Origin of the sequence: Blattabacterium cuenoti (assembly GCF_014251555.1) — a bacterium.
In the GTDB taxonomy this organism is placed as follows: Bacteria; Bacteroidota; Bacteroidia; order Flavobacteriales; family Blattabacteriaceae; genus Blattabacterium; species Blattabacterium cuenoti_P.
Genome location: NZ_CP059190.1, coordinates 571308 through 594525 on the forward strand (window position 1 = coordinate 571308; position 23218 = coordinate 594525).

20 protein-coding genes are annotated in these 23218 nt (G+C 27.3%); 6 read left to right on the forward strand and 14 right to left on the reverse strand.

The features are described 5' to 3' along the window. From H0H68_RS02820 to H0H68_RS02840, 5 genes are all read right to left on the reverse strand, one after another. Positions 1–244, reverse strand: a 244-nt coding sequence (locus tag H0H68_RS02820; RefSeq protein WP_185853282.1) for a GTP-binding protein, incomplete at its 3' end; no start/stop codon positions are given. Further along, on the reverse strand, positions 219–1007 hold the full coding sequence (locus tag H0H68_RS02825) for an alpha/beta fold hydrolase (protein ID WP_185853283.1): 789 nt from the start codon (positions 1005–1007) through the stop codon (positions 219–221). The genes H0H68_RS02820 and H0H68_RS02825, both read right to left, overlap by 26 nt. 11 nt (positions 1008–1018) lie before the next feature. Further along, the gene (locus H0H68_RS02830) at positions 1019–1759 is read right to left on the reverse strand and encodes a ribonuclease III family protein (protein WP_185853284.1); all 741 of its coding nucleotides are present in this window, start codon (positions 1757–1759) and stop codon (positions 1019–1021) included. Continuing rightward, complete coding sequence (gene fabF / locus H0H68_RS02835; RefSeq protein WP_185853285.1) at positions 1749–3008, reverse strand: beta-ketoacyl-ACP synthase II; 1260 nt, start codon at positions 3006–3008, stop codon at positions 1749–1751. The genes H0H68_RS02830 and fabF overlap by 11 nt, the downstream gene beginning before the upstream one ends. Positions 3009–3018: 10 nt before the next feature. After that, entirely contained in the window at positions 3019–3285 is a 267-nt protein-coding gene (locus H0H68_RS02840; protein WP_185853286.1) for an acyl carrier protein, read from the reverse strand. Positions 3286–3382: 97 nt separating this feature from the next. Between H0H68_RS02840 and H0H68_RS02845 the strand changes: the two genes are divergently transcribed. Beyond that, a complete protein-coding gene (locus tag H0H68_RS02845) occupies positions 3383–4963 on the forward strand; it encodes a phosphoenolpyruvate carboxykinase (ATP) (protein ID WP_185853287.1) in 1581 nt (526 codons plus the stop codon). Here H0H68_RS02845 and H0H68_RS02850 read toward each other — a convergent pair. Next, positions 4950–5561, reverse strand: a complete 612-nt coding sequence (locus H0H68_RS02850) for a riboflavin synthase (RefSeq protein WP_185853288.1) — start codon at positions 5559–5561, stop codon at positions 4950–4952. The genes H0H68_RS02845 and H0H68_RS02850 overlap by 14 nt on opposite strands. A 37-nt stretch (positions 5562–5598) precedes the next feature. Here H0H68_RS02850 and pdxA point away from each other — a divergent pair, with 37 nt between their 5' ends. Then, positions 5599–6648: a 4-hydroxythreonine-4-phosphate dehydrogenase PdxA gene (gene pdxA, locus H0H68_RS02855; RefSeq protein WP_185853289.1), complete on the forward strand. Its 1050-nt coding sequence runs from the start codon at positions 5599–5601 to the stop codon at positions 6646–6648. On the opposite strand, the gene H0H68_RS02860 is transcribed toward pdxA, so the two are convergent. Both H0H68_RS02860 and atpD read right to left on the reverse strand, forming a co-directional pair. Then, positions 6643–6873 (reverse strand): FoF1 ATP synthase subunit delta/epsilon, encoded by a 231-nt coding sequence (locus H0H68_RS02860; RefSeq protein WP_185853290.1) that lies wholly within the window; start codon positions 6871–6873, stop codon positions 6643–6645. The genes pdxA and H0H68_RS02860 overlap by 6 nt on opposite strands. 3 nt (positions 6874–6876) lie before the next feature. Next, complete coding sequence (gene atpD / locus H0H68_RS02865) at positions 6877–8376, reverse strand: F0F1 ATP synthase subunit beta (protein ID WP_185853291.1); 1500 nt, start codon at positions 8374–8376, stop codon at positions 6877–6879. 87 nt (positions 8377–8463) lie between these two features. Here atpD and H0H68_RS02870 point away from each other — a divergent pair, with 87 nt between their 5' ends. After that, a complete protein-coding gene (locus H0H68_RS02870; RefSeq protein WP_185853292.1) occupies positions 8464–9402 on the forward strand; it encodes a bifunctional riboflavin kinase/FAD synthetase in 939 nt (312 codons plus the stop codon). After that, the gene (locus H0H68_RS02875) at positions 9386–12043 is read left to right on the forward strand and encodes a PD-(D/E)XK nuclease family protein (protein ID WP_185853293.1); all 2658 of its coding nucleotides are present in this window, start codon (positions 9386–9388) and stop codon (positions 12041–12043) included. The genes H0H68_RS02870 and H0H68_RS02875 overlap by 17 nt, the downstream gene beginning before the upstream one ends. Here H0H68_RS02875 and leuB read toward each other — a convergent pair. Genes leuB through H0H68_RS02895 form a run of 4 tightly spaced genes read right to left on the reverse strand, consistent with a single transcriptional unit; the run spans position 12037 to position 16268 of the window. Then, the gene (leuB, locus tag H0H68_RS02880) at positions 12037–13095 is read right to left on the reverse strand and encodes a 3-isopropylmalate dehydrogenase (protein WP_185853294.1); all 1059 of its coding nucleotides are present in this window, start codon (positions 13093–13095) and stop codon (positions 12037–12039) included. The genes H0H68_RS02875 and leuB overlap by 7 nt on opposite strands. Next, positions 13092–13688, reverse strand: a complete 597-nt coding sequence (gene leuD / locus H0H68_RS02885; RefSeq protein ID WP_185853295.1) for a 3-isopropylmalate dehydratase small subunit — start codon at positions 13686–13688, stop codon at positions 13092–13094. Before leuD ends, leuB begins: the two co-directional genes overlap by 4 nt. Next, positions 13663–15057: a 3-isopropylmalate dehydratase large subunit gene (gene leuC, locus H0H68_RS02890; protein WP_185853296.1), complete on the reverse strand. Its 1395-nt coding sequence runs from the start codon at positions 15055–15057 to the stop codon at positions 13663–13665. The genes leuD and leuC overlap by 26 nt, the downstream gene beginning before the upstream one ends. Before the next feature lie 2 nt (positions 15058–15059). Then, positions 15060–16268 (reverse strand): 2-isopropylmalate synthase, encoded by a 1209-nt coding sequence (locus H0H68_RS02895; protein WP_185853648.1) that lies wholly within the window; start codon positions 16266–16268, stop codon positions 15060–15062. A 144-nt stretch (positions 16269–16412) separates the two neighbouring features. On the opposite strand from H0H68_RS02895, the gene H0H68_RS02900 reads away from it, so the two are divergent. Both H0H68_RS02900 and tyrS read left to right on the forward strand, forming a co-directional pair. Further along, a complete protein-coding gene (locus tag H0H68_RS02900) occupies positions 16413–17969 on the forward strand; it encodes a hypothetical protein (RefSeq protein ID WP_185853297.1) in 1557 nt (518 codons plus the stop codon). A gap of 389 nt (positions 17970–18358) precedes the next feature. Then, positions 18359–19636: a tyrosine--tRNA ligase gene (tyrS, locus tag H0H68_RS02905; protein ID WP_185853298.1), complete on the forward strand. Its 1278-nt coding sequence runs from the start codon at positions 18359–18361 to the stop codon at positions 19634–19636. A gap of 2 nt (positions 19637–19638) precedes the next feature. Here tyrS and era read toward each other — a convergent pair whose 3' ends face one another. After that, positions 19639–20517, reverse strand: a complete 879-nt coding sequence (era, locus tag H0H68_RS02910) for a GTPase Era (RefSeq protein ID WP_185853649.1) — start codon at positions 20515–20517, stop codon at positions 19639–19641. A gap of 12 nt (positions 20518–20529) precedes the next feature. Continuing rightward, entirely contained in the window at positions 20530–23157 is a 2628-nt protein-coding gene (gene clpB / locus H0H68_RS02915; protein ID WP_185853299.1) for an ATP-dependent chaperone ClpB, read from the reverse strand. Between the last annotated feature and the right edge of the window lie 61 nt (positions 23158–23218).

Consider the following 23218-nt stretch of genomic DNA (forward strand, 5'->3'; position numbering starts at 1 on the left):
AAAAAAATCCATATCCCGGCAAATCGATCAAATACCATTGATCATTGATTAAAAAATGATTGATACATTGAGTTCTTCCAGGATAAGAAGAAACTTTAGCTATTTTTTTTCTTCCAGATATGCAATTTATTAAACTAGATTTTCCAACATTAGAACGTCCTACAAAAGCACATTCAGGAAAATCATGAATCAACATGTTTACTTTTTTTGAACTTCCTTTAAATTTTACAGAAAAAATTTTCATGATTAAAATCAAATTTAGAAAGCCATTTTTCTAATATTTCTATAAATTTTTTAGGATGTTCCATCATAGGAACATGTCCACATTTATCTATCCAATGTAATTCAGAATCAGGTAACAATCTATGAAATTCTTTCGCTACTCCTGGTGGAGTAACATGATCTTGTTTTCCCCAAATCAAACAAATAGGTTGTTGAATAACAGATAAATCTTTAGACATATTATATTTCATAGCACTTTTAGCAATATATAAAGTTTTAATTCCCTTTTTTTTATCATTGACAATATGAAATACTTCATCAACTAATTCTTTAGTAGCTATTTTAGGATCATAAAATACTTCTTGTGATTTTTTTCTGATATATTCATAATCTTCTCTTTTAGGAAAAGCATCTCCAAAAGCTTTTTCAAACAATCCTGAACTTCCCGTAAGAACTACAGAATGGACTAAATCTATTCTTTTTTTTGCTATAATTAAAGCAATATGTCCTCCAAGTGAATTTCCTACTAAAGTAGCTTTTTTAATTCCTATTTCCATTAAAAATTGGATAATATATTTAGATAAACTAGAAATATTTGTAAGAAATAATGGCATCTTATAAAGAGGTAATGAAGGAATAATTACTTTGTAACCTTTTTTTGGAAAAAAATCTAAAAGAGCTTTAAAATTGCTTAATCCTCCCATCAAACCATGAAGCAAGATCAAAGGGTGTCCTTTCCCCTCTTTTATATGAGGATATTTTCTTTCTTTATTATTAAGCAGCATAAATCATACTATTAAGTATTTTTTCTACATTGTTTTAGAACAAGAAAATAAGCTTCTTTTGCAGCCATCTCCTCAGATTTTTTTTTTGAAGGACCTCTTCCTTCAGTTTGAATTTCACATTCTAATACGGTCAATTCAGATAAATAAGTAATTACGTTTTTATTTTCTCTTTCTCTAAAAGTTTTAAAATTTATTATAAATTTATTTTTTTGAGACCATTCTATCATCCATACTTTGTAACTAAAAATTTCATTTTGTAACTTAGAAATATTTACATGAGCATGCAATATCTTTTGATGTACGAAATCTTTACAACCTTGATATCCTATTTCCAAATAAATAAATCCTATTAAAGCTTCAAGAGTATTTCCCAATATGTTATCAGATATAACAGATTTATTAAAAAAAATATCTGTAAGAGTTAATTTTTTTGAAATTTCATTTAAATTTCTTCTGCATACTATTTTAGATCGTATTTGAGTTAATTCTCCTTCTTTTTTATCAGGAAGTTTTTCACATAAAAAATGTGATATAATAGAATTTAACACAGCATCTCCTAAAAATTCGAGTCTTTGAAAATTAACAGAATAATTTTGATTCGAATTTTTTCTTTTTGTAGAAAAACTATAAATGAATACTTCCTTTAAAAATTTCGTATTTTTTGGACAAAATCCTAATATTTTTATTAATTTTCCGACTAAAATAGAATCTTCATCTTTTTCAAAATTTTCAAAAATAGTATTAGATAACATTTATTTTTTTGAATAAAATACAAACATTGTGTCCTCCAAAACCAAAAGTATTACATATACTAATTTTTACTTCTTTTTTTATAGCTTGATTTGGAATAAAATTAATTTTTTGATCTATATTCCTATCTAGATGAAACAAATTTATAGTTGGAGGTATTACTCCTTTTGTTAAAGGAAGTATAGAAGCTATTGCTTCTATTGCTCCTGCAGCACCTAATAAATGTCCTGTCATAGATTTTGTAGAATTAATATCTATATTATATATGTTTTTTTTAAAGACTTCTTGAATAGCTTTTACTTCTGCAAGATCTCCCAATTGAGTAGAAGTTCCATGAGAATTAATATGATCAACATCTTCACATTTAATGCCTGCATCTTGAATAGCCGTTTTCATAGCCAAAACGATTCCTTTTCCTTCTGGATGAGGTGCCGTAATATGATAAGCATCTCCAGACATTCCCACTCCTCCTATTTCAGCATATATATTAGCTCCTCTTTCTTGAGCATGTTTATATTCTTCAAGTATAAGACATCCGCCCCCCTCTCCTAATACAAAACCATCTCTATCTTCATCAAAAGGACGTGATGCTGTTTGATAATCTTCATTTCTAGTAGACAAGGCATGTAGGGCATTAAACCCCCCTACTCCACTTTGGGTAATAGCTGCTTCCGATCCACCTGCAATCATTATATCTGCTTTTCCTAAACAGATTAAATGATAAGCATCTGCAATTGCATTAGAAGAAGATGCACAAGCAGATACAGTCGCGTAATTTGGACCATGAAGACCATAATTCATAGAAATAAAACCAGCAGTGATATCTATGAGCATTTTAGGAATAAAAAATGGGCTAAATCTAGGATATCTTCCTCCATTTACATAATCAGAAATAGATTCTTCTAAATTGAGAAGGCCTCCAATTCCTGAAGCCCAAATCACTCCAACTCTTTCTCTTTTTTCTTTGAAAAAATTAATGCCACTATTTTTTATGGCTTCTTCAGAAGCAACAATTCCATATTGTGCACAGGGATCTAATTTTCGTCTTTCTTTTTTATTGAAAAAAAGACTTGGATCATAATTTTTTAATTCACAAGCAAATTTAGTCTTGTATTTTTTTGTATTGAAATAAGTGATAGGAGCACATCCACTTTTTCCGTTAATAAGAGAAATCCAATATTCTTCTACATTATTTCCTATCGGATTAATAGAACCAATACCAGTAACTACTACTTTTTTTAATTTCTCCATACATAAAATGCTAATCAGATTTTTTATCAATATTTTTCTTCTCAATTAAAAGATCTTCTATAGCCTGTATGGCTTCGCCTACTGTTGTTATTTTTTCTGCTTTTTCATCAGATATACTAATATTAAATTCTTTTTCAAATTCCATAATAAGTTCTACTATATCTAAGGAATCTGCTCCTAAATCATTAGTGAAACTAGCAGTAGGAACAATTTCACTTTCATCTACACTTAATTTATCTACAATAAGAGCATTGACTCTGGATGCAATGTCAGACATAGGATCATAATTTTTTTTTTCTTGTACAAAATTAGTAAACTTTTGTAAATCATATATAAATTTGCTTAATGCAGAAATATACAAAAATAACAGAAGAATGCCTTTTTCTCTAGAAAATTACGGAATATTTAATTCTTATGACAATTGTCAGTTAAATCCTTATGAATTACAAAACATAATAATTCAAAAAGGAATGGGTGTAGAAACTAAATCAGGAGTTTTAGCAATAAATACTGGCTCATTCACTGGAAGATCTCCTGAAGATAGATTTATTGTAAAGGACAGTGTTACAGAAAAAAAAGTTTGGTGGGATGATAAATTCAATCTATCTTTTGATTCGGAAAAATTTGATCATTTATATCGAAAAGTACTTAGATACTTATCTGGAAAAACATTATACATTAGAGATGGATATCTTTGTTCTGATAAACGTTATCAGTTTAATGTTCGTTCTATTAGTGAATATCCATGGTCCGATTTATTTATTCATAATCTTTTTCTAAGGTTTCCAAAAATTGGTCAAATTTTACCAGATTGGTTATTATTTTGTGCGCCTGGATTTCAAGCTGAACCCATGAAAGATGGAACACGAAGAAAAAATTTTTCTATATTAAATTTTTCTAAAAAAATAGTTTTGATTGGAGGATCAGGATATACAGGAGAAATAAAAAAATCTATTTTTTCTGTCCTAAATTTCATACTTCCTGTATATAAAAATGTATTTCCCATGCATTGTGCTGCAAATGTAGGAAAACACAAAAAAGATACAGCCCTTTTTTTTGGCTTATCTGGAACAGGAAAAACGACTATATCCAATGATCTTAACAGAAATTTGGTGGGAGATGATGAACATGGATGGACTTGTGATAACATCATTTTTAATTTCGAAGGAGGATGTTATGCAAAAATATTAGGTATTTCTAGTGAAAAAGAACCTATGATTTATCATGCTATAAAAAAAGGAGCTATGTTAGAAAATGTCATTTTAAAAAATAAAACCAAAGAAGTTGATTTTTTAGATGATTCTATTACTCAAAATATGAGAATTAGCTATCCTATTTATTTTGTAAATAATATTGAAAAAGAATTATTGTCTTCTAATATCAAAAACATTTTTTTTCTTACATATGATGCTTTTGGGGTTTTACCTCCCATAGCTAAATTAAATAGAGCACAATCTTCTTATTATTTTTTATTAGGATATACTTCTAAAGTAGCTGGAACCGAATTAAATATAGTTAAACCAAAAGCTACATTTTCTTCTTGTTTTGGTGCTCCATTCATGCCTTTGCATCCTGTTCAATACACAAATATGCTAATGAAAAAATTAGATAATACTGAAATAAATGTTTGGATGGTTAATACAGGATTAATATCAGGAGGATATTCATCTGGATATCGTATCAAATTAAATGATACTCGAAAAATTGTGAAAAGCGTTTTAGATGGTTTTTTATCAGAGGTTCCTTACGAAAAATATCCAATTTTTAATTTTAAGATCCCAAAATATTGTCCAGGGATATCTTCTCATATATTAAATCCAAAAAATTCATGGAAAAATGAAAATATGTATCAAAATCAAGTCAAAATACTTGCTCAAAAATTTATTAACCATTTTGATATGTACAGAAAATATACAGACAAAAATATTTCATCTGGAGAACCTATTTTGAAATAAACATATCATCATAATTCCTAAGATATTTACTAACATATTTACCCAAAATATCAAATTCCACATTAACAACATCTCCTACTTTCATAAGGTGAAGATTTGTTTTCTTATAAGTATAAGGAATAATGGAAACGCTAAATATATAGTGATTACATGTTATAATAGTAAGACTTATTCCATTGATAGCAATAGATCCTTTTTCTACAACTGTGTGATTTAATTTTTTTTTAGCCCGAAAAAAAAATAGCCAACTTCCATTATTTCTATTTTCTATTTGAATAATTTCAGCAGTTGTATCTACATGTCCTTGTACTACGTGTCCATTTAATCTTTCAAACATCATTAATCCTCTTTCTAAATTAACTTCATCTTTAATTTTTAAAAAATTTAAGTTAGTGCAGAACAAAGTTTCTTCAGAAGCTATGACTGAATAAGTTTTTTCATTAATATCTATAATGGTAAAACATATTCCATTATGACAAATGCTTTGATTTATTTTAATTTCATCTGAAAATGGATTAATGAAAGTAATACAAAGATTATTTTTATCACGATTGAATTGATATACTTTTGTTGTACATTCTACAATGCCAGTAAACATAATAATTATTGATAATTTTAATCAAATTAAATATTAAATGAATTATAGAAAAAAAAAAATTAGAGTGGGATTTACCACAGGTGATATTAACGGAATAGGAATAGAAATTTTTTTAAAAGTATGTCGGAAAAAAAGACTTTTAGATTTTTTTACTCCAATATTATTTGGATCTACTAAATTATGTTCTTATTATAAGAAAATCTTAAATCTTGAGATCAATCATATCCGAGAAGTAAAAAATTTTAAAGAAATCATTGATTACAAAATCAATGTACTCAATATATGGAAAGAAGATATCAAATTTGAATCTATAAAAATCAATAATCCAGATTCAGGTAAATATCCTATTTTATCTTTAAAAAAAGCTGTAAAAGCTTTAAAAGAAGGAAAAATTGACGTACTTGTGACAGCTCCAGTCAACAAAAAATATATGAATTTGAAAGGTTTCTCATTTTTTGGACATACTGAATATTTACAAAATGTTTTGGAAGGAGAATCACTAATGATAATGATTCATGATATTTTAAAAATAGCTTTAGTAACTAATCATTTGCCTTTAAAAAAAGTCACTTCGGAATTAAACATAAAAAAAATAATAAAATCGATAAAAATTCTACATCAATCCCTTATTATTGATTTTTCTATAGAAAAACCAAAAATCGCTGTTTTAGGATGTAATCCTCACTCAAGTGATAATGGATTAATAGGAGATGAAGAAAAAACAAAAATCAAACCTGCTATTGATTGTTTATTTCAAAAACAAGGATGGACGGTTTTTGGACCTTATTCTTCAGACAGTTTTTTTGGAAATCAAGTCTATCGTAATTTTGATGCTGTTTTAGCCATGTATCATGATCAAGGTTTAATTCCTTTTAAAACATTAACTTTTAATCACGGAGTGAATTTTACAGCAGGTCTTTCTCACATACGAACTTCTCCAGATCACGGGGTTGCCTATGATATAGCTAAAAAAGGAATTGCTAATGAAAATTCTTTTGAAGAAGCTATTTTTAGCGCTATAAAAATATTTAAAAATAGAAAAGAATATATGAAACTTAGTTCTTACAGAACTTCCAAATCGTTATAAAATAACAATGATTGAATTATTTTTTATTTGCAAAATGCCGCTTTTTATTTTTATTTTTTTTCTATTTTTTCCATCTTCTAATTTTATGATCCCATTTTTTAATATGGATATAAAATAAGCATGGTTTTCTAATACTTGAAAAGATCCACAAAATCCAGGAGCTGTAATGGAAACTATATTTCCTTGATACAATATATTATCACAATCAATAATTTTGATTTTCATAATTTATATTTTTTTTACAGTTTCTATCACTTGTTCAATAGTTCCTTTTAGATTAAAGGCTATTTCTGGAATGTGATCCAACTCCCCATCTATTATCATATTAAATCCTTTGATTGTATCCTCAATTTTTACGAATTCTCCTTCAATTCCTGTAAACTGTTTTGCAACATGAAATGGTTGAGATAAAAAACGTTGAATACGCCTAGCTCTGGAAACTATTAATTTATCTTCTTCACTTAATTCTTCTATTCCTAGAATAGCTATAATATCTTGTAAAGAATTATATTTTTGTAAAATTTCTTTAACGCGTTGTGCACAATTATAATGATCTTTGTCTATTATATCCGGAGACAAAATGCGAGAAGTAGAATCCAAAGGATCTACTGCAGGATAAATTCCTAAAGATGCTATTTTTCTGGAAAGAACTGTTGTTGCATCCAAATGAGAAAATGTAATAGCAGGAGCAGGATCTGTTAAATCATCAGCAGGAACATAAACAGCTTGCACTGAAGTGATAGATCCTTTTTTCGTTGAAGTTATTCTTTCCTGCATAGAACCCATTTCTGATGATAAAGTTGGCTGATATCCTACAGATGAAGGGATCCTTCCTAATAAGGCAGAAACTTCTGATCCTGCTTGAGTAAATCTAAATATATTGTCTATAAAAAACAAAACATCTTGTCCTCCTTTTCCTTCTACATATTGATCTCTATAATATTCAGCTAATGTTAATCCAGATAAAGCTACTCTAGCTCTAGCTCCGGGAGGCTCATTCATTTGACCAAACACAAAAGCAGCTTTAGATTCCTTAAGTTCTTCTTTATCTACTTTGGAAAGATCCCAATATCCTTTTTTCATGGATTTCATAAAAGAATCTCCATATTTTATAATTCCAGATTCTAACATTTCTCTTAATAAATCATTTCCTTCCCTAGATCTTTCTCCTACTCCTGCAAAAACAGATCTTCCTCCATGTCCTTTCGCTACATTGTTGATTAATTCTTGTATTAACACAGTTTTTCCTACTCCTGCTCCACCAAATAAACCAATCTTCCCTCCTTTCGGATAAGGTTCTATTAAATCTATGACTTTAATTCCTGTATACAATATTTCTGTTTCTGTTGATAAGTCTTTAAATGCTGGAGGTTCACTGTGAATAGGTCTAGTTATAGACCTATCTACATCTCCTAATCCATCTATGCAATCTCCCAAAACATTAAAAACTCTACCATTGATGGATTGACCTACAGGAACGCTAATTGGTTTCCCTAATCCATCAACCTCTTGACCTCTTTGCAATCCATCCGTTACTTCCATAGAAATGCAGCGAACATTTTTATCTCCAATATGTTGTTGAACTTCTAAAACTATTTTGTTTTTTTTGGATAAATTGACTTCCAACGCATCATAAATTTTAGGAAGTGTTTCACTCTCTTGAAAAGAAACATCAATTACAGGTCCTATAATTTGAGTAATTATTCCCTTTAGCTTTTTTTTATGCATTATGCAATCCCTTTTGATTAAAAAATCATAAAAATATAAATTCAGTATCTTTGTATTTGTAAATGTAAGAGAAAAAAGATAAAAATTTTGAAAATTTATTCATTTATTGATGAATTTTCTTCTCTTTCTCCATGTATATTGACTCTTGGAGTTTTTGATGGGGTTCATATGGGACATAAAAAAATGATTCAAAATCTAATTTTTAGAGCTGAAAAAAAGTATTGTCCCGTTTTGCTTACTTTTTATCCACATCCAAAAGAAATATTGAATCCTGGTAAAAGATTCTTCTATTTAAACACTCTTTCTGAAAGAATATATAACTTGAAAAAAATAGGAGTAAAACATTTGATTATTCATCCTTTTACCACAATTTTCTCAAAATTAAGCACAAAAAACTTTTTCGAAAAAATCTTACATTCTAAATTTAGAATCAAACAAATTATTACTGGATATGATTCTCATCTTGGAAAAAACAGAGATGGTTCTTACGAAGAATTAAAAAAATTCTCTCATATTTACGGATTTCAACTTGATAAAGTTGAACCTTGCAAATTAAACAAAAAAATAATTAGTTCTACTGATATTCGCGAATCTCTTTTATTAGGAAATATACAATGGGCTAACAAAGCCCTAGGATATTTTTATCCATTATCCGGTAATGTTATGAAAGGGAAAGGAATAGGTAGAACTATTGATTTTCCAACTGCAAATCTACAAGTAAATTCAAAAAAATTAATACCAAAAAACGGAGTTTATGCTGTAAAAATTAATTATCTGGATAATATTTACCAAGGAATGTTAAATATAGGAGTTAATCCTACTGTTAATCAAAAAAATCAAAAAATCAATATAGAAGTACATATTTTTGATTTTTTCGAAAATATTTATGGTAAAAAAATAGAGATTTTAATAATTCATATGGTTCGCGAAGAAAAAAAGTTTAACACACTTCAAGAATTAAAAGAACAAATTAGAAAAGATGAAGTAAATATTAAAAAATTTTTTTCTTGTGAAAAAAAAAATTGATCAAATTATTCAAGACCTATTATTGTCACAAAAAACGGATTTGAATCAGAAATACATATTAATATCAAAAGGATATTCTATCATAGAATATATAAAAAATAAATATAAATCAAAATTTAGCCCAGAGACTGAATTTTTTACAATCGAAAAATTTTTCGAAAAAATTTCTGGATTACAAATTTTAGATAATCATTCTATTCTTCTCTATTTCTTTTCTCTATTAAAAGATGATTTTTTAGAGAAAAATTTCAATAGTTTTTTTAATTGGGGACCTAAAATATTAAACGATTTTCAAAATATAGACATCAATATGATTGATGTGGAAGGCTTTTTTTCTTCTATTATTTCTACAGAAAAAATAAAAAAGTGGAATTTGAATATTTTAGAACAAGAAAAATTTCTTTTTTGGGAAAAAATTCATGAATATTATTATATTCTGCAATCTCAACTTTTAAAAAAAGGAATCACTTATCAAGGGATGCTTTTCAAAATAGCTCTTTCTCGTTTTGATTTTTTTTTATCTGAAAATTCAAGTACAAAAATTTTGTTGTTTATAGATTTTATATTGAATAAATGTGAAAAAATTTTTGTTCAAAAAATCATTCAATATAGTCATGGCTCAGTCTATCACTTATATGAAAAGAAAATCAAAAAAAATATTTTTGAATCTAAAATTCATAATCAAAATACAACTTCTAAAACACATAAAAAATTTAATAATTTAAAAGTGATTGAAGTTTCAAAAGAAATAGAACAAGTAAAGACTGTAGAAAATATAGTATACAAATTGATTAAAAAAGGAAAAAAACCCTGCAATATACTCATAATACCAGGGGATAACTGCTTATTAATTCCGTTATTACATTCTATAAAAAAATTAGGAATCAACATGTCTATAAACATAGATTATTACTTCAAAAATATTCCTATTTATTATACTTTTTATTCCATATTTCAGTTATTATTAAGAAAAGATAAATTCAAAAAATTTACTAAGAAAGATGTCATTAGAGTTCTATCTGATGGATATATTCAGAAGTTTTTTATAAAAAAAAATTCTTTATTAAAAAAATTGAAAAATGAAAATGATTCAGATTTGATTTCCGAAGATTTCATAAAAAAATATTTACTAAAAAATGATTTATGGATTATTTTTCAAATTTCAACTCATAACACAAAAATTATTCTTCTAAGTCTTATTAGTTTTATTAGAAAATTAAAAAAACTGCTTTTTGCAAATAGGAATAAACATTTTATAGAATTAAGATTTCTTTTTAAGTTAGAAGTTTATATAAACAAACTAAGAACAATAGTTAGAAAGAAGAAAAATTTATTGATCGGAATCAATGACATATTTAAGATATATGAACAATTTGTGAATACAAAAAGTATACGATACATACGTAAAAACAAAAGAGGATTATATATAACAGGTTTTATGGATCTTTTCTTTAAAAATTTCGATGTGGTGATCATAACCTCTTTTAATGAAGGAATAATCCCTCCAAAAAATCATGAAAAAAACTATTCTTTTATTCCTTTTGATCTGCGTCAAAGATTAAAAATGAAAGATTTTAATAATGATATTTATTTTCATCATTTTATAAGAATTTTTCAATCTTCTACAGAAACATATTTAATATATAAAAATCAACCAGATGAAATTAACTCTGGAGAAAAAAGTCGTTTTATCCATCAAATGGAGATGAATTATAAAATATCAACAGAAAAAATAAACAATCCATTTATTTCTATCAACTTACTCAAAGTTCCCATTGTAATTGAAAAAACAAAATCTATCATTCATCGTTTGCATGAATTAATTGCTCAAGGGCTATCTCCTTCTTCTATTCATTTATATAATTACAATCCTCTTTTATTCTACTATAAAAAAATACTTCGTTTAGATGATCCAGAAGAAACTTCCTTTAAGAAGAAAGTAGGACAAGTCATTCACCAGATATTAAAAATTTTATATTCTCCTATAATAGAAAATTTTATAACTATTAATCGTATTCATGATATGAAAAAAATTTCTGAATCTATTGTTAAAAAAGTTCTTTTAGGAAAACAAAAAACTATTGAAGGAAAAAATATGTTGTTTTATTGTATAATAAAAACTTATATAGAAAATTTTATTTCATGGGATGAAAAATGCATTCAAAATGGACACAAAATTTTTGTGAAAGAAATAGAATGTAAAGTTTCTACAATATTAAATGTAGGATCAAAAAAAGTGAATTTACATGGAATCATAGATCGTATCGATGAATACGATGGGATACCTCGTATTCTTGATTACAAGATAGGATTTTCCAAAATTAAAGAAATGAATGTTTCTCTAAAAAATATCAAAAATATTTTTCAAGATCCAAATTATGCAAATACTATGCAATTACTTATTTATGTTTATTTGTGGTTTAAATCTCCTATCTTTTTTGAAAAAAAGTCACCCACCATAGTAGAAATTCTTTCTCCTGAAAAAAACGGAGAAATCTTGCCAATTCCTATAAATTTTTTTCATCAAAAAAAAAGAAATATTACGTATGAAGATTACAGAAAAAATTTTCTTCCATTTCTTATTAAAAGGATCTCAGAAATATTAGATCCAAAAATACCAATTATAGAAAAAATTTATTGATTTTGAATATATCTTTCTATATAATTGCCTACTTCTTCAGTAGTTGAAGAAAACTCTGATTCGATAATATCTGGGGTACAGACTTTCACTTCAATAGACTTTCTCACGGCTTTTTCTAAAAGATTTTTTTCTTTATGCATTCCAAAATATTCTAACATCATAGACCCTGAAAGAATACATCCCAAAGGATTCGCTATATTTTTTCCCTTCGCTTGTGGGTAAGATCCATGTATAGGTTCAAACATAGATTTATGATTTCCTATAGAAGCTGAAGGTAATAAACCTAAAGAACTTGTAATCACACTAGACTCATCTGAAAGAATATCTCCAAACATGTTATCTGTTAGAATAACATCAAATCTTTTGGGATTCATAATGATTTGCATAGCTGCATTATCTATGTACAAAAAATCCAGATTGACTCCTGGATAATCCAATGCTATTTCTTGAATGACTTCTCTCCATAATCTAGAAGTTTCTAATACATTTGCTTTATCCACCAGTGTTACTTTCTTTTTTCGGTAAAGAGCCGCTTTAAAAGCCATTTCTCCAATTCTTTCAATTTCTTTTTTGGAATAAAAACAATAATCATAAGCTTCTTCTCCATTTTTAGAACGACCTTTTTCTCCAAAATAAATTCCTCCTGTCAATTCACGGTATATTATAAAATCAACCCCATCCAATAATTCCTTTTTTATAGGTGATTTATTGACTTCTGAATAAACCATTATAGGACGAATATTGCAATATAAATTCATTCTTTTTCTTAATTTTAATAATCCATCCTCAGGTCTTTTTCCTCTTAGATTATGATCATATTTAGCGTCTCCTATACACCCAAATAAAACAGCATCTGATTTTAAACAAGTATTTATAGTTTCTTCTGGCATTGGATCTCCAAATTTTTCTATGGCCATAGATCCAGCTAGAGTTTTCTGATAATGAAAATCATGATTATATTTTTTCGCTATAGAGTTTAAAACTTTTATTGTTTGTTTCATGATTTCAGGACCTATTCCATCTCCTTCTATTACAGAAATATTTTTTTTCATAGAACGTTTTTTCTATTTTTTTCAAAATTTTCTACATTTTTTTTGATGGAAACTAAAAAATCTATATCATCATAACCATTCAAAAAACAATTTTTTTTGTATGGATGCATATAAAATTTATCAAATTCTCCTGTTTCCATTATTGTAACCTTTTGATTGATTAAATCAACTTTTATTTTAACTTTCGGATTTTTCCCAATTATGTAAAACAATTTTTGAAGAAAAGATTCAGAGAGTTCGATTGTCAGTAACCCATTATTCAATGCATTTTCTCTAAAAATATCAGCAAAAAAACTAGATATTACAACTCTAAATCCATAATCGTAAATAGCCCATGCAGCATGTTCTCTACTAGAACCACAACCAAAATTTCTTCCTGATAAAAGAATTTCTCCACTAAAATTAGAATTATTTAATATAAAATCTTCATTTAAAGATTCATCTTTTCTATAACGCCAATCTATAAAAAGATTTTTTCCACATTCTTCACGTTTAATTTCTTTTAAAAAACGAGCTGGAATAATCTGATCAGTGTCTATATCCTCTATAGGTAATGGAATTGCTTGGCTAATTAACATCGTAAATTTTTTCATGAATATATTTATTTACATCTACAATTTTTCCTTCAATAGCTATAACAGCAGCTGTTAAAGGACTTGCTAATAAAGTCCTAGCTCCTGGGCCTTGTCTTCCTTCAAAATTTCTATTAGATGTAGAAACACAATATTCTCCTGAGGGAATTTTATCCTCATTCATCCCCAAACAAGCAGAACATCCTGGTTGACGAAATTCGAATCCACAATTTTTAAAAATTCTATCTAATCCTTCTTCTTTAGCTTGTTTGACTACCTGATTTGATCCAGGAACTATCATTACACGAACATGACTAGCTTTCTTTTTTCCTTTTACTATAGAAGCGACTAATCTTAAATCTTCTATTCTAGAATTAGTGCAACTTCCTATAAAAATATAATCAATTCTTTTTCCTATTAAAGATTCTCCTGGAGAGAACCCCATATAATTTAAAGATTTGTGATCTGTATCCAATTTTGGAATTGACTCAGAAATTTTTATTGCCATACCAGGATTTGTTCCATAAGTTATCATAGGCTCAATTTCTTCAACATTGAAAACATACTCTTTATCAAATGTTGTTTTTTTATCTGTTATTAGAGATCTCCAATATTCTATTATTTTCTTCCCTTTTGATTCTTTGAAACCTTTACATTCTTTAATGTAATCAAAAGTAATTTGATCTGGAGCAATTAATCCACCTTTTGCTCCCATTTCAATACTCATATTACAAATAGTCATTCTTCCTTCCATGCTCATTTTTTGAATAGCAGATCCAGTGTATTCTATAAAATGGCCGATTCCCGCATCTACTCCCAATTTTGAAATAAGATACAAGATAACATCTTTTGGCGTGACTCCTCTCTTTAAATTTCCATTTAATTGAATTCTCATTTGTTTAGGTTTGGATAATAATAAACATTGACTAGCCATAACCATGGTTACTTGACTAGTTCCAATTCCAAAAGCTATACATCCAAAAGCACCATGTGTAGAAGTGTGACTGTCTCCACAAACTATTGTCATACCAGGTAAAGTATAACCTAATTCAGGACCAATCACATGAACAATTCCATTATTTTTATGACCTAGTTGATATAACGTGATTCCAAATTTTTGGCAATTATCTGTTAACAAATTTATTTGTTTTCTAGACAAAGAATCTAAAACAGGTAAATGTTGATTTATTGTAGGAACGTTATGATCCGCAGTTGCTATAATTTGTTTAGGTCTAAAAACAGAAAAATTTCTTTTTTCTAATTCTAGAAAAGCTTGAGGGCTCGTTACTTCATGTATATAATGTCTATCAATATAAATAACATATATACCGTCTTCTAATTCTTTAACTATATGAGATTCCCAAATTTTATCAAATAATGATTTTGACATTTTTACACAACATTTATTCTTCTGTTATTAGGAGTATGCAATATTTTATTATTTGCATTCAAATTAGCTTTTTTCAATATAGTTTTTAATTCCCTATCAGTAATTTCTTTTTTTTCATCTGCATATTTTAAAAAAATAGAATAAACTAAATCTAAAGAATTTTTATTCAAAAAATGACCCAATTTTTTACAACGATAAGCCAAAGCTGCTCTTCCACTTCTAGCTGTTAGAACTATTGAAGATTGATCTATTCCAACATCTTCTGGATTAATACTTTCATAAGTTTCCCTTTTTTTTATGACTCCATCTTGATGAATTCCTGATGAATGAGAAAATGCATTGATTCCCACAATTGCTTTATTCGCTTGAACTCTCATTCCTGTACATTCAGACACCAGATGACTTGTGGAAGAAATAAGTTTTGTATTTATATTAGTAAACAAATTCAAATGAGAATTTTGTTTAATAATCATAACTATTTCTTCCAAAGAAGTATTTCCAGCTCTTTCTCCAATTCCATTAATAGTACATTCCACTTGTTCTGCTCCATTCATAATTCCAGATAAAGAATTAGCCGTAGCCAATCCTAAATCATTGTGACAATGAGTAGATAACTTGATTTTATGAATTCCTTTAACATTTTCTTTTAAAAAGCGTATTTTATCTCCATATTCTTCTGGAAGACAAAAACCTGTAGTATCAGGGATATTAATAACCGTAGCTCCATATTTGATCACATTTTCACAGACTTTTGCCAAGAATTCATTTTCTGTACGGCCCGCATCTTCCGCATAAAATTCAACATCTTCTACAAACCTTTTTGCATATTTTACTGCATGAATAGCTCTTTCTATAATTTTATCCGGGGTGCTATTGAATTTATAACGTATATGACAATTTGAAGTTCCTATTCCTGTATGAATTCTTGGTCTTTTAGCATATTGTAACGCTTGTCCTGCTATCTCTATATCTTTTTCTACTGCTCTAGATAATGCACAAACTGCAGTTTTTGAAACTGATCTACAGATTTCTTGAACAGATTGATAATCTCCTGGACTAGAAGTGGGAAATCCAGCTTCAATAACATCCACTCCTAAAGCTTCTAATCTTTTAGCTATTTTTATTTTTTCTTTGGTATTTAATTTGCATCCAGGAACCTGCTCTCCATCTCGCAAAGTTGTGTCAAAAATTTGTATTCTTTTCTTTTCCATACCATTGGTATTATTTGATAATATCAAAACTATTTTTTCCAAGAAAAAAATAGAAATGAATTACTTTAATACTTACAATATCCAATTAATAAAATTATTTTATATTTTTCTATTTATCAAACTAAATATTATTATACAATTACAATGTCTAACTACAATAAATCAGATCATCTTCTTTTATTAATTCAAACTTTATCAAAATCAGAAAAAAGAAATTTTAAACTTTATGCTAGTCGCATAAAAAGGAATAAATGTGCCAAGTTTATGAAACTTTTTGAAATCATGAGCAAAATAAATTCTTATGATGAAAAAAAAATATTAAAAAATGCACCTATAAGCAAAATGCAACTTTCTAATGTAAAAGCTAATTTATATAAACAAATTTTAATTAGTCTTAAGTTGCAACACACTGAAGAAAATCATGATATACAAATACGTGAATATTTAGATTTTGCTAAAATTTTATATAATAAAGGTTTATATATACAAAGCTTGAAATTATTAGGAAAAGCGAAAGTCATTGCTAGATGTTATGAACATAATACTATTCTTTTAGAATTAGTAGAGTTTGAAAAAATGATAGAATCTCAGCATATAACTAGAAGTCTTTATTCTAGATCCGGAGAACTATCAGCAGAATCTAAAGAATTAATTGAAAGAATACAATGTAATAATGCTTTATCTAGTCTTTCTCTGGAATTGTATGGTTTATATTTAAAAGTAGGATATGTAAGAAATGAAAAGGACAAAATATTTATAGAAACATATTTTCGTACAAATCTTCCGAAATTTGATATTGATAAACTTAGTTTTTACGAAAAATTGTTTCTATATCAGGCTCAAGTATGGTATCATTATATCCGACAGGATTTCATTATGTGCTATAGATCATCTTATAAATGGGTGGAATTGTTTCAAAATCATACAAAAGAAAAAAAAATAGCTCCTGTCAGTTACTTGAAAGGATATCATTATTTATTAGATACTTTGTTTTATTTGAATCATTACTCAAAGTTTACTAATGTATTAAAAAAATTTGAAAAGGAAGTCAAAAATGGAGAAATACTTATCAATGGAAATACCAGAATATTAATTTTTATGTATACATATACTAATCGTATTAACAAACATTATATGGAAGGAAGTTTTTCAGAAGGGGTGAAAAAAGTTATTCCATCATTATTTATGGATTTCAAAAAAATCTCTAATCGTTTAGACTCTCATTATATTATGGTTCTTTATTACAAAATTGCTTGTTTGTATTTCGGAAGTGGAGATCATGAAAAAGCCATTCTATATTTATCAAAAATCATGGAAAATAAAAAAAAAAATTTACGACAAGATTTACAATGTATTGCCAGGCTTCTACATTTAATTGCTTGTTATGAGAGTGGATTAGATGAAAATATGGATCAAAAGATTCAGTCCGCATACAGATTTTTTATTCAAATGGATGATTGGTATATCGTGCAAAAAAAAATAATTTATTTTTTTAAAAATCTGGGAAATGTATATCCACATCAAATCAAAGGTCAGTTTAAAAAATTAAGAGATAAATTAATTAAATATTATGATCATCCTTATGAAAAGAGAACCTTTCTATATTTAGATATTATTTCTTGGCTGAATTCTAAAATAGAGAATAAATCCGTAGAAGTCATTATAAAAGAAAAGTTTATAAAAACTAATCCACAAAAATAAATTTTTTTATATCAATTTATATCAATAAAAACACAATTCTAAAAAAGAGAATCATAAAATATGAAAAAATAAAATTAGCAAAAGCTCTTAATGAATTAGAAAAATAATCATATTCAATCATTAAGTAGACAAAAACAAAAACACCAAAAAATAACTTAATTATACTACATAATACATAAACAGTTAGTTTATATTTTTTTATACTTGCAAGCAAACAAAGAAAAAACAAAAAACTGCTGAAAGGCAACAAAAAAATATATATTCTTAATATGACAAGAAAATCTATTCTAAAAAAAAAGGCACTGAAAATGACGTGTATTAAACTAAAAAAGAAAGTGAAAAAATTGTATCCTATAATCTTTTTTCTCATTAAATATCACTTTTAATACATGCAACAAAATATTATTGATGAACTCTCATGGAGAGGTTTAATAAAAAATAAAGTTTCTGGCATAGAAAATCAATTAAAAAAACCTACCACGATGTACATCGGCTTTGACCCTACATCTGATTCTCTTCACTTAGGTAGTTTGCTTCCTCTTATTATTCTCATTCATTTTCAAAAAATGGGACATAAATCCTTAGTATTGATTGGAGGAGCAACTGGTTTTATAGGAGATCCTTCTGGAAGAAAAGATAACAGGATTTTTCTTAGTCAAGAAATTTTACGAAAAAATACAGAATCTATAAGAAATCAAATCTTAAAACTTTTGAAGTTTCACTCAGAAAAAACAGAATTATTAAATAATTTAGATTGGATTCAAAATGTTTCTTTTTTAGAATTTATTCGTGATATTGGAAAATATTTTACTGTAAACTATATGATCTCTAAAGATTCTGTGAAGAAAAGAATTAATGATGAAAAAAACGGAATTTCCTTCACTGAATTTTCTTATTCCCTGATACAGGGATACGATTTTTTATATTTAAATCAAATGAAAAATTGTCTGTTACAAATAGGTGGATCTGATCAATGGGGAAATATCACAACAGGCATAGAACTGATCAGAAAAAAAACAGGTAAAAAAGCATATGGAGTTACTTTTCCTTTAATAACAAAAGCGAATGGAATAAAATTTGGAAAAAGTGAAAAAGGAGAAAATATATGGTTAGATAAAAAAAAAACTTCTCCATACAAATTCTATCAGTTTTGGATCAACATTTCTGATTTTGAAATTGAAAAATATATAAAAATATATACTTTTTTTTCTAAGAAGGAAATCGATCAATTAATTGGTCAACACAGAAAAAATCCAAATAAAAGATTTTTACAAAAAAAATTAGCTCATGAAATCACTAAATGGGTTCATGGGAATGAAATTTCCGAAAAAATCATAAAAATCACACATATATTATTTGATAAAAATAATGAAACTTTACAATTTTTAAATGAAGAAACACTCATTTCTATATACAATCACATTCCACATATGGAACTCTCTTGTGAAGAATTTGAAAAAGGAATTTTTTTATTAGATCTTTTAAAGAAAAGTGGCTTTTTTTATTCTAAAAGTGAAGCTAGTCGAGCTCTAAAAGCAAATTCAATTTATTTAAATAAAATTTTAACAAAAGAAAATATATTGCTACAAAAAAATAATATTATAGGAGAAAAGTACATTTTACTCCAATTTGGAAAAAAAGAATTTTTCATCATAAAAATTAAATAAATTCAGTATCCAAAAAATTTCAATTTTTTATAGTCATATCGCCAATTTGGACAAATTTTCACATGAAGCTTTAATTTGATTTTTTTTCTCAAAAAAGACTCTATGCTTCTTATAGAAAAAAATTTCAATTTTTTAAGAGTTTCTCCTCTATTTCCGATTAAAATTCCTTTTTGAGAGCTTCGTTCTACATAGATATAAGATAATATATCTATGAAAGTTTTTTCTTTTTTAAAAAGCACTGTATTTATTTCTACGGAGTAAGGGATTTCTTTTTTGTATAGAAAAAATATTTTCTCTCTAATTATTTCATTTACAAAAAAACGTTTAGATCTGTTACTTAAAAATTCTTTGGGATAATAAGGAGGATGTTCAGATAATAAGGCTATAATTTTGTTCATTAAAAGATCTTGATTCGTTTTTTTTAATGCAGATATTGGTAATATTTCTGAATTAGGAAATAATTTATGCCAATAATCAATTCCATGATATAATATATTCTCTCTACATTTTATTCCTATTTTATCTATTTTATTAATTAATATAATAATGGGTACATTTTTTTTTTTAAGTTCATTGAATATTGGAAGATATTCTAGTTTCCCAATTTCTGTTATTAACAAAATAATATCTGCATCTTCCAATGATTTTTCCACATATTGCATCATAATTTTTTGCATAGGGTAAAGAGGATTAATTATTCCTGGAGTATCAGAAAATATAATCTGAAAATTAGATTCATTAATAATTCCCAATATTCTATGACGAGTAGTTTGTGGTTTATATGTTATTATGGAAAGCCTTTCTCCTACTAAAGAATTCATTAAGGTAGACTTTCCGGTATTAGGAAATCCTATAATATTAACAAAACCAGATTTATGAATCACTATTCTTCATTATTGAATATTCACATTTTCTAATTTTTCTGACTGACGAAATACAATTCCTTGTTCTTTGAAAAAGTCTATCAATATTTTATGATTTTTCTGTATATTTCCTCCAATAATTTCTTTGGAAAGATTATTTAAAATGTCATGTTGTATAACTCTTTTTAAAGGTCTAGCTCCAAAATGAGGATCGTATCCTTTTTCTGATAAATATTCTATAGCTTCATGAGTAGATTCTATACGAATATTCTTTTTATTTAATAATAAATCACCTAATTTTTTCATTTGCAATTTAACAATCCCTTTAATTTCTTTTCTAGAAAGAGGTTTAAACAAAATAATTTCATCAATACGATTAATAAATTCAGGTTTTACAATATTTTTTAACAAATCTATCAAAGCTTTTTTTGTAGCTTCCATTCGATTAGAAGATATTTCTTGATCTAAATTTTCCTGAATGATATCCGCTCCTATATTGGAAGTCATAATGATAATGGTATTTGTGAAATTAACTGTTCTTCCTTTATTATCTGTCAATCTTCCATCATCCAAAACCTGTAAGAGAATATTAAAAACATCTGAATGTGCTTTTTCTATTTCGTCTAATAAAATAACACTATAAGGACGTCTTCGTATAGCTTCTGTTAATTGTCCACTTTCATCATAACCTATATATCCAGGTGGAGCTCCTATCAGTCTGCTGACAGAATGACGTTCTTGATATTCGCTCATATCTATACGAACCATATTGTTTTCATCATCAAACAGATACTCTGCCAATGTTTTAGCAAGTTCTGTTTTTCCTACTCCTGTACTACCCATAAAAAGAAAAGATCCTATAGGTCTTTTTTCATCTTGTAATCCAGCTCTAGAACGTCGTATCGCATCTGCTACAGATTGAATTGCCTCATTTTGTCCGATCACTCTTCTGTGTAATTCTTTCTCCAAAAATAATAATTTTTCTCTTTCACTTTGCAACATTTTAGTAACTGGAATCCCAGTCCATTTGGATATTATTTGAGCTATCTCTTCTCTGGAGACTTCTTCTTGTATCATTTTTTTCCCTTTATCTTTCTGTTTTTTGAATTCATCTTCAAATGCTTTTACTTTATTTTCTTCTTCTTTTATCTTTCCATATCTTAATTCTGCCACTTTACCGTAATCTCCTGATCTTTCGGCTTGTTCTGCTTCAAATCTATAATTTTCTATTTTATCTTTAGCTTTTTGTATTCCTTCAACTAAATCTTTTTCACTTTGCCATTGAGCTTGTAGTTGCATTTTTTTTTCATTTAATTTAGACAGTTCCTTTTTTAAAGGAATCAACTGTTTTTCATCATTTTCTCTTTTCAAAGCTTCCATTTGTATTTCCATATGCATGATTTTTCTGTGCAATGCATCTAATTCTTCTGGTTTTGAATTAATTTCCATTCTTAACTTTGAAGCAGCTTCGTCTACAAGATCTATAGCTTTGTCAGGCAAAAAACGTTCATTAATATAACGTTTTGACAACTCTACAGCTGCTATAATAGACTCATCTTTAATTCTTACTTTATGATGGCTTTCATATTTTTCTTTAATTCCACGCAATATAGATACAGCGTCAGTAACAGAAGGTTCATCAACGTAGACTTGTTGAAATCTTCTTTCTAAAGCTTTATCTACTCTAAAATATTTTTGATATTCATTTAAAGTTGTAGCTCCTATAGCCCTAAGCTCTCCTCTTGCTAATGCTGGTTTTAAAATATTTGCTGCATCCATAGAACCCTCTCCTCCTCCTGCACCAACCAAGGTATGGATCTCATCAATAAACAAAATAATTTCTCCATCTGAAGATGTGACTTCTTTGACGACAGCTTTGAGCCGTTCTTCAAACTCTCCTTTATATTTTGCTCCTGCAATTAAAGAAGCCATATCTAAAGAAAAAACTTGTTTATTTCTTAAGTTATCCGGAATGTCTCCACTAATGATACGATGAGCTAATCCTTCAGCAATAGCTGTCTTTCCCACTCCTGGCTCACCAATCAAAATTGGATTATTTTTTGTTCTTCTAGACAATATTTGCAAAACTCTGCGTATTTCTTCATCACGTCCAATAACGGGATCTAATTTCCCTTTATAAGCCCATTCATTAAGATTTTTTGCGTATTTTTCCAAAGCATTATAGGTATTTTCAGGTGTAGTAGAAATCACATTTCCGCTTTTTTTTCTAATACTTTCAATTATTTCTTTAATTTTTTCTTCTGTTACTCCTTGATCTTTAATAATTTGAGAGGTTTGATCTAAACTCATAAAAATTCCGTAGAAAATATGTTCTATAGAAATGAATTTATCTTTTAATGTTTTGGCATAATTTTCCGCTATATTTAACATTTTTGTTACATGTGAACTCAAATGTTGAGTGAAAGATCCACTTATTATTTTTGGGTAAGAAGAAATAATACGGTCTAATCCTGTTATTATTAATTGATGATTTATTTTTAATTTTTTCAAAAGAAAAGGGATTATGTTTTCCTCAATCTTGAAAATGGATTTCAAAATATGTGCATTTTCAATAGACTGTTGATGATTCTTTCGTGCAATCCGTTGTGCTTCCTGTATTACTTCTTGAGATTTTATAGTAAACTTATTAGAATTCATAATGAATTTTTTGTTCCAGTTTGCTTATATTCTGAATTGTAATATAAAAAAAATTTATGAT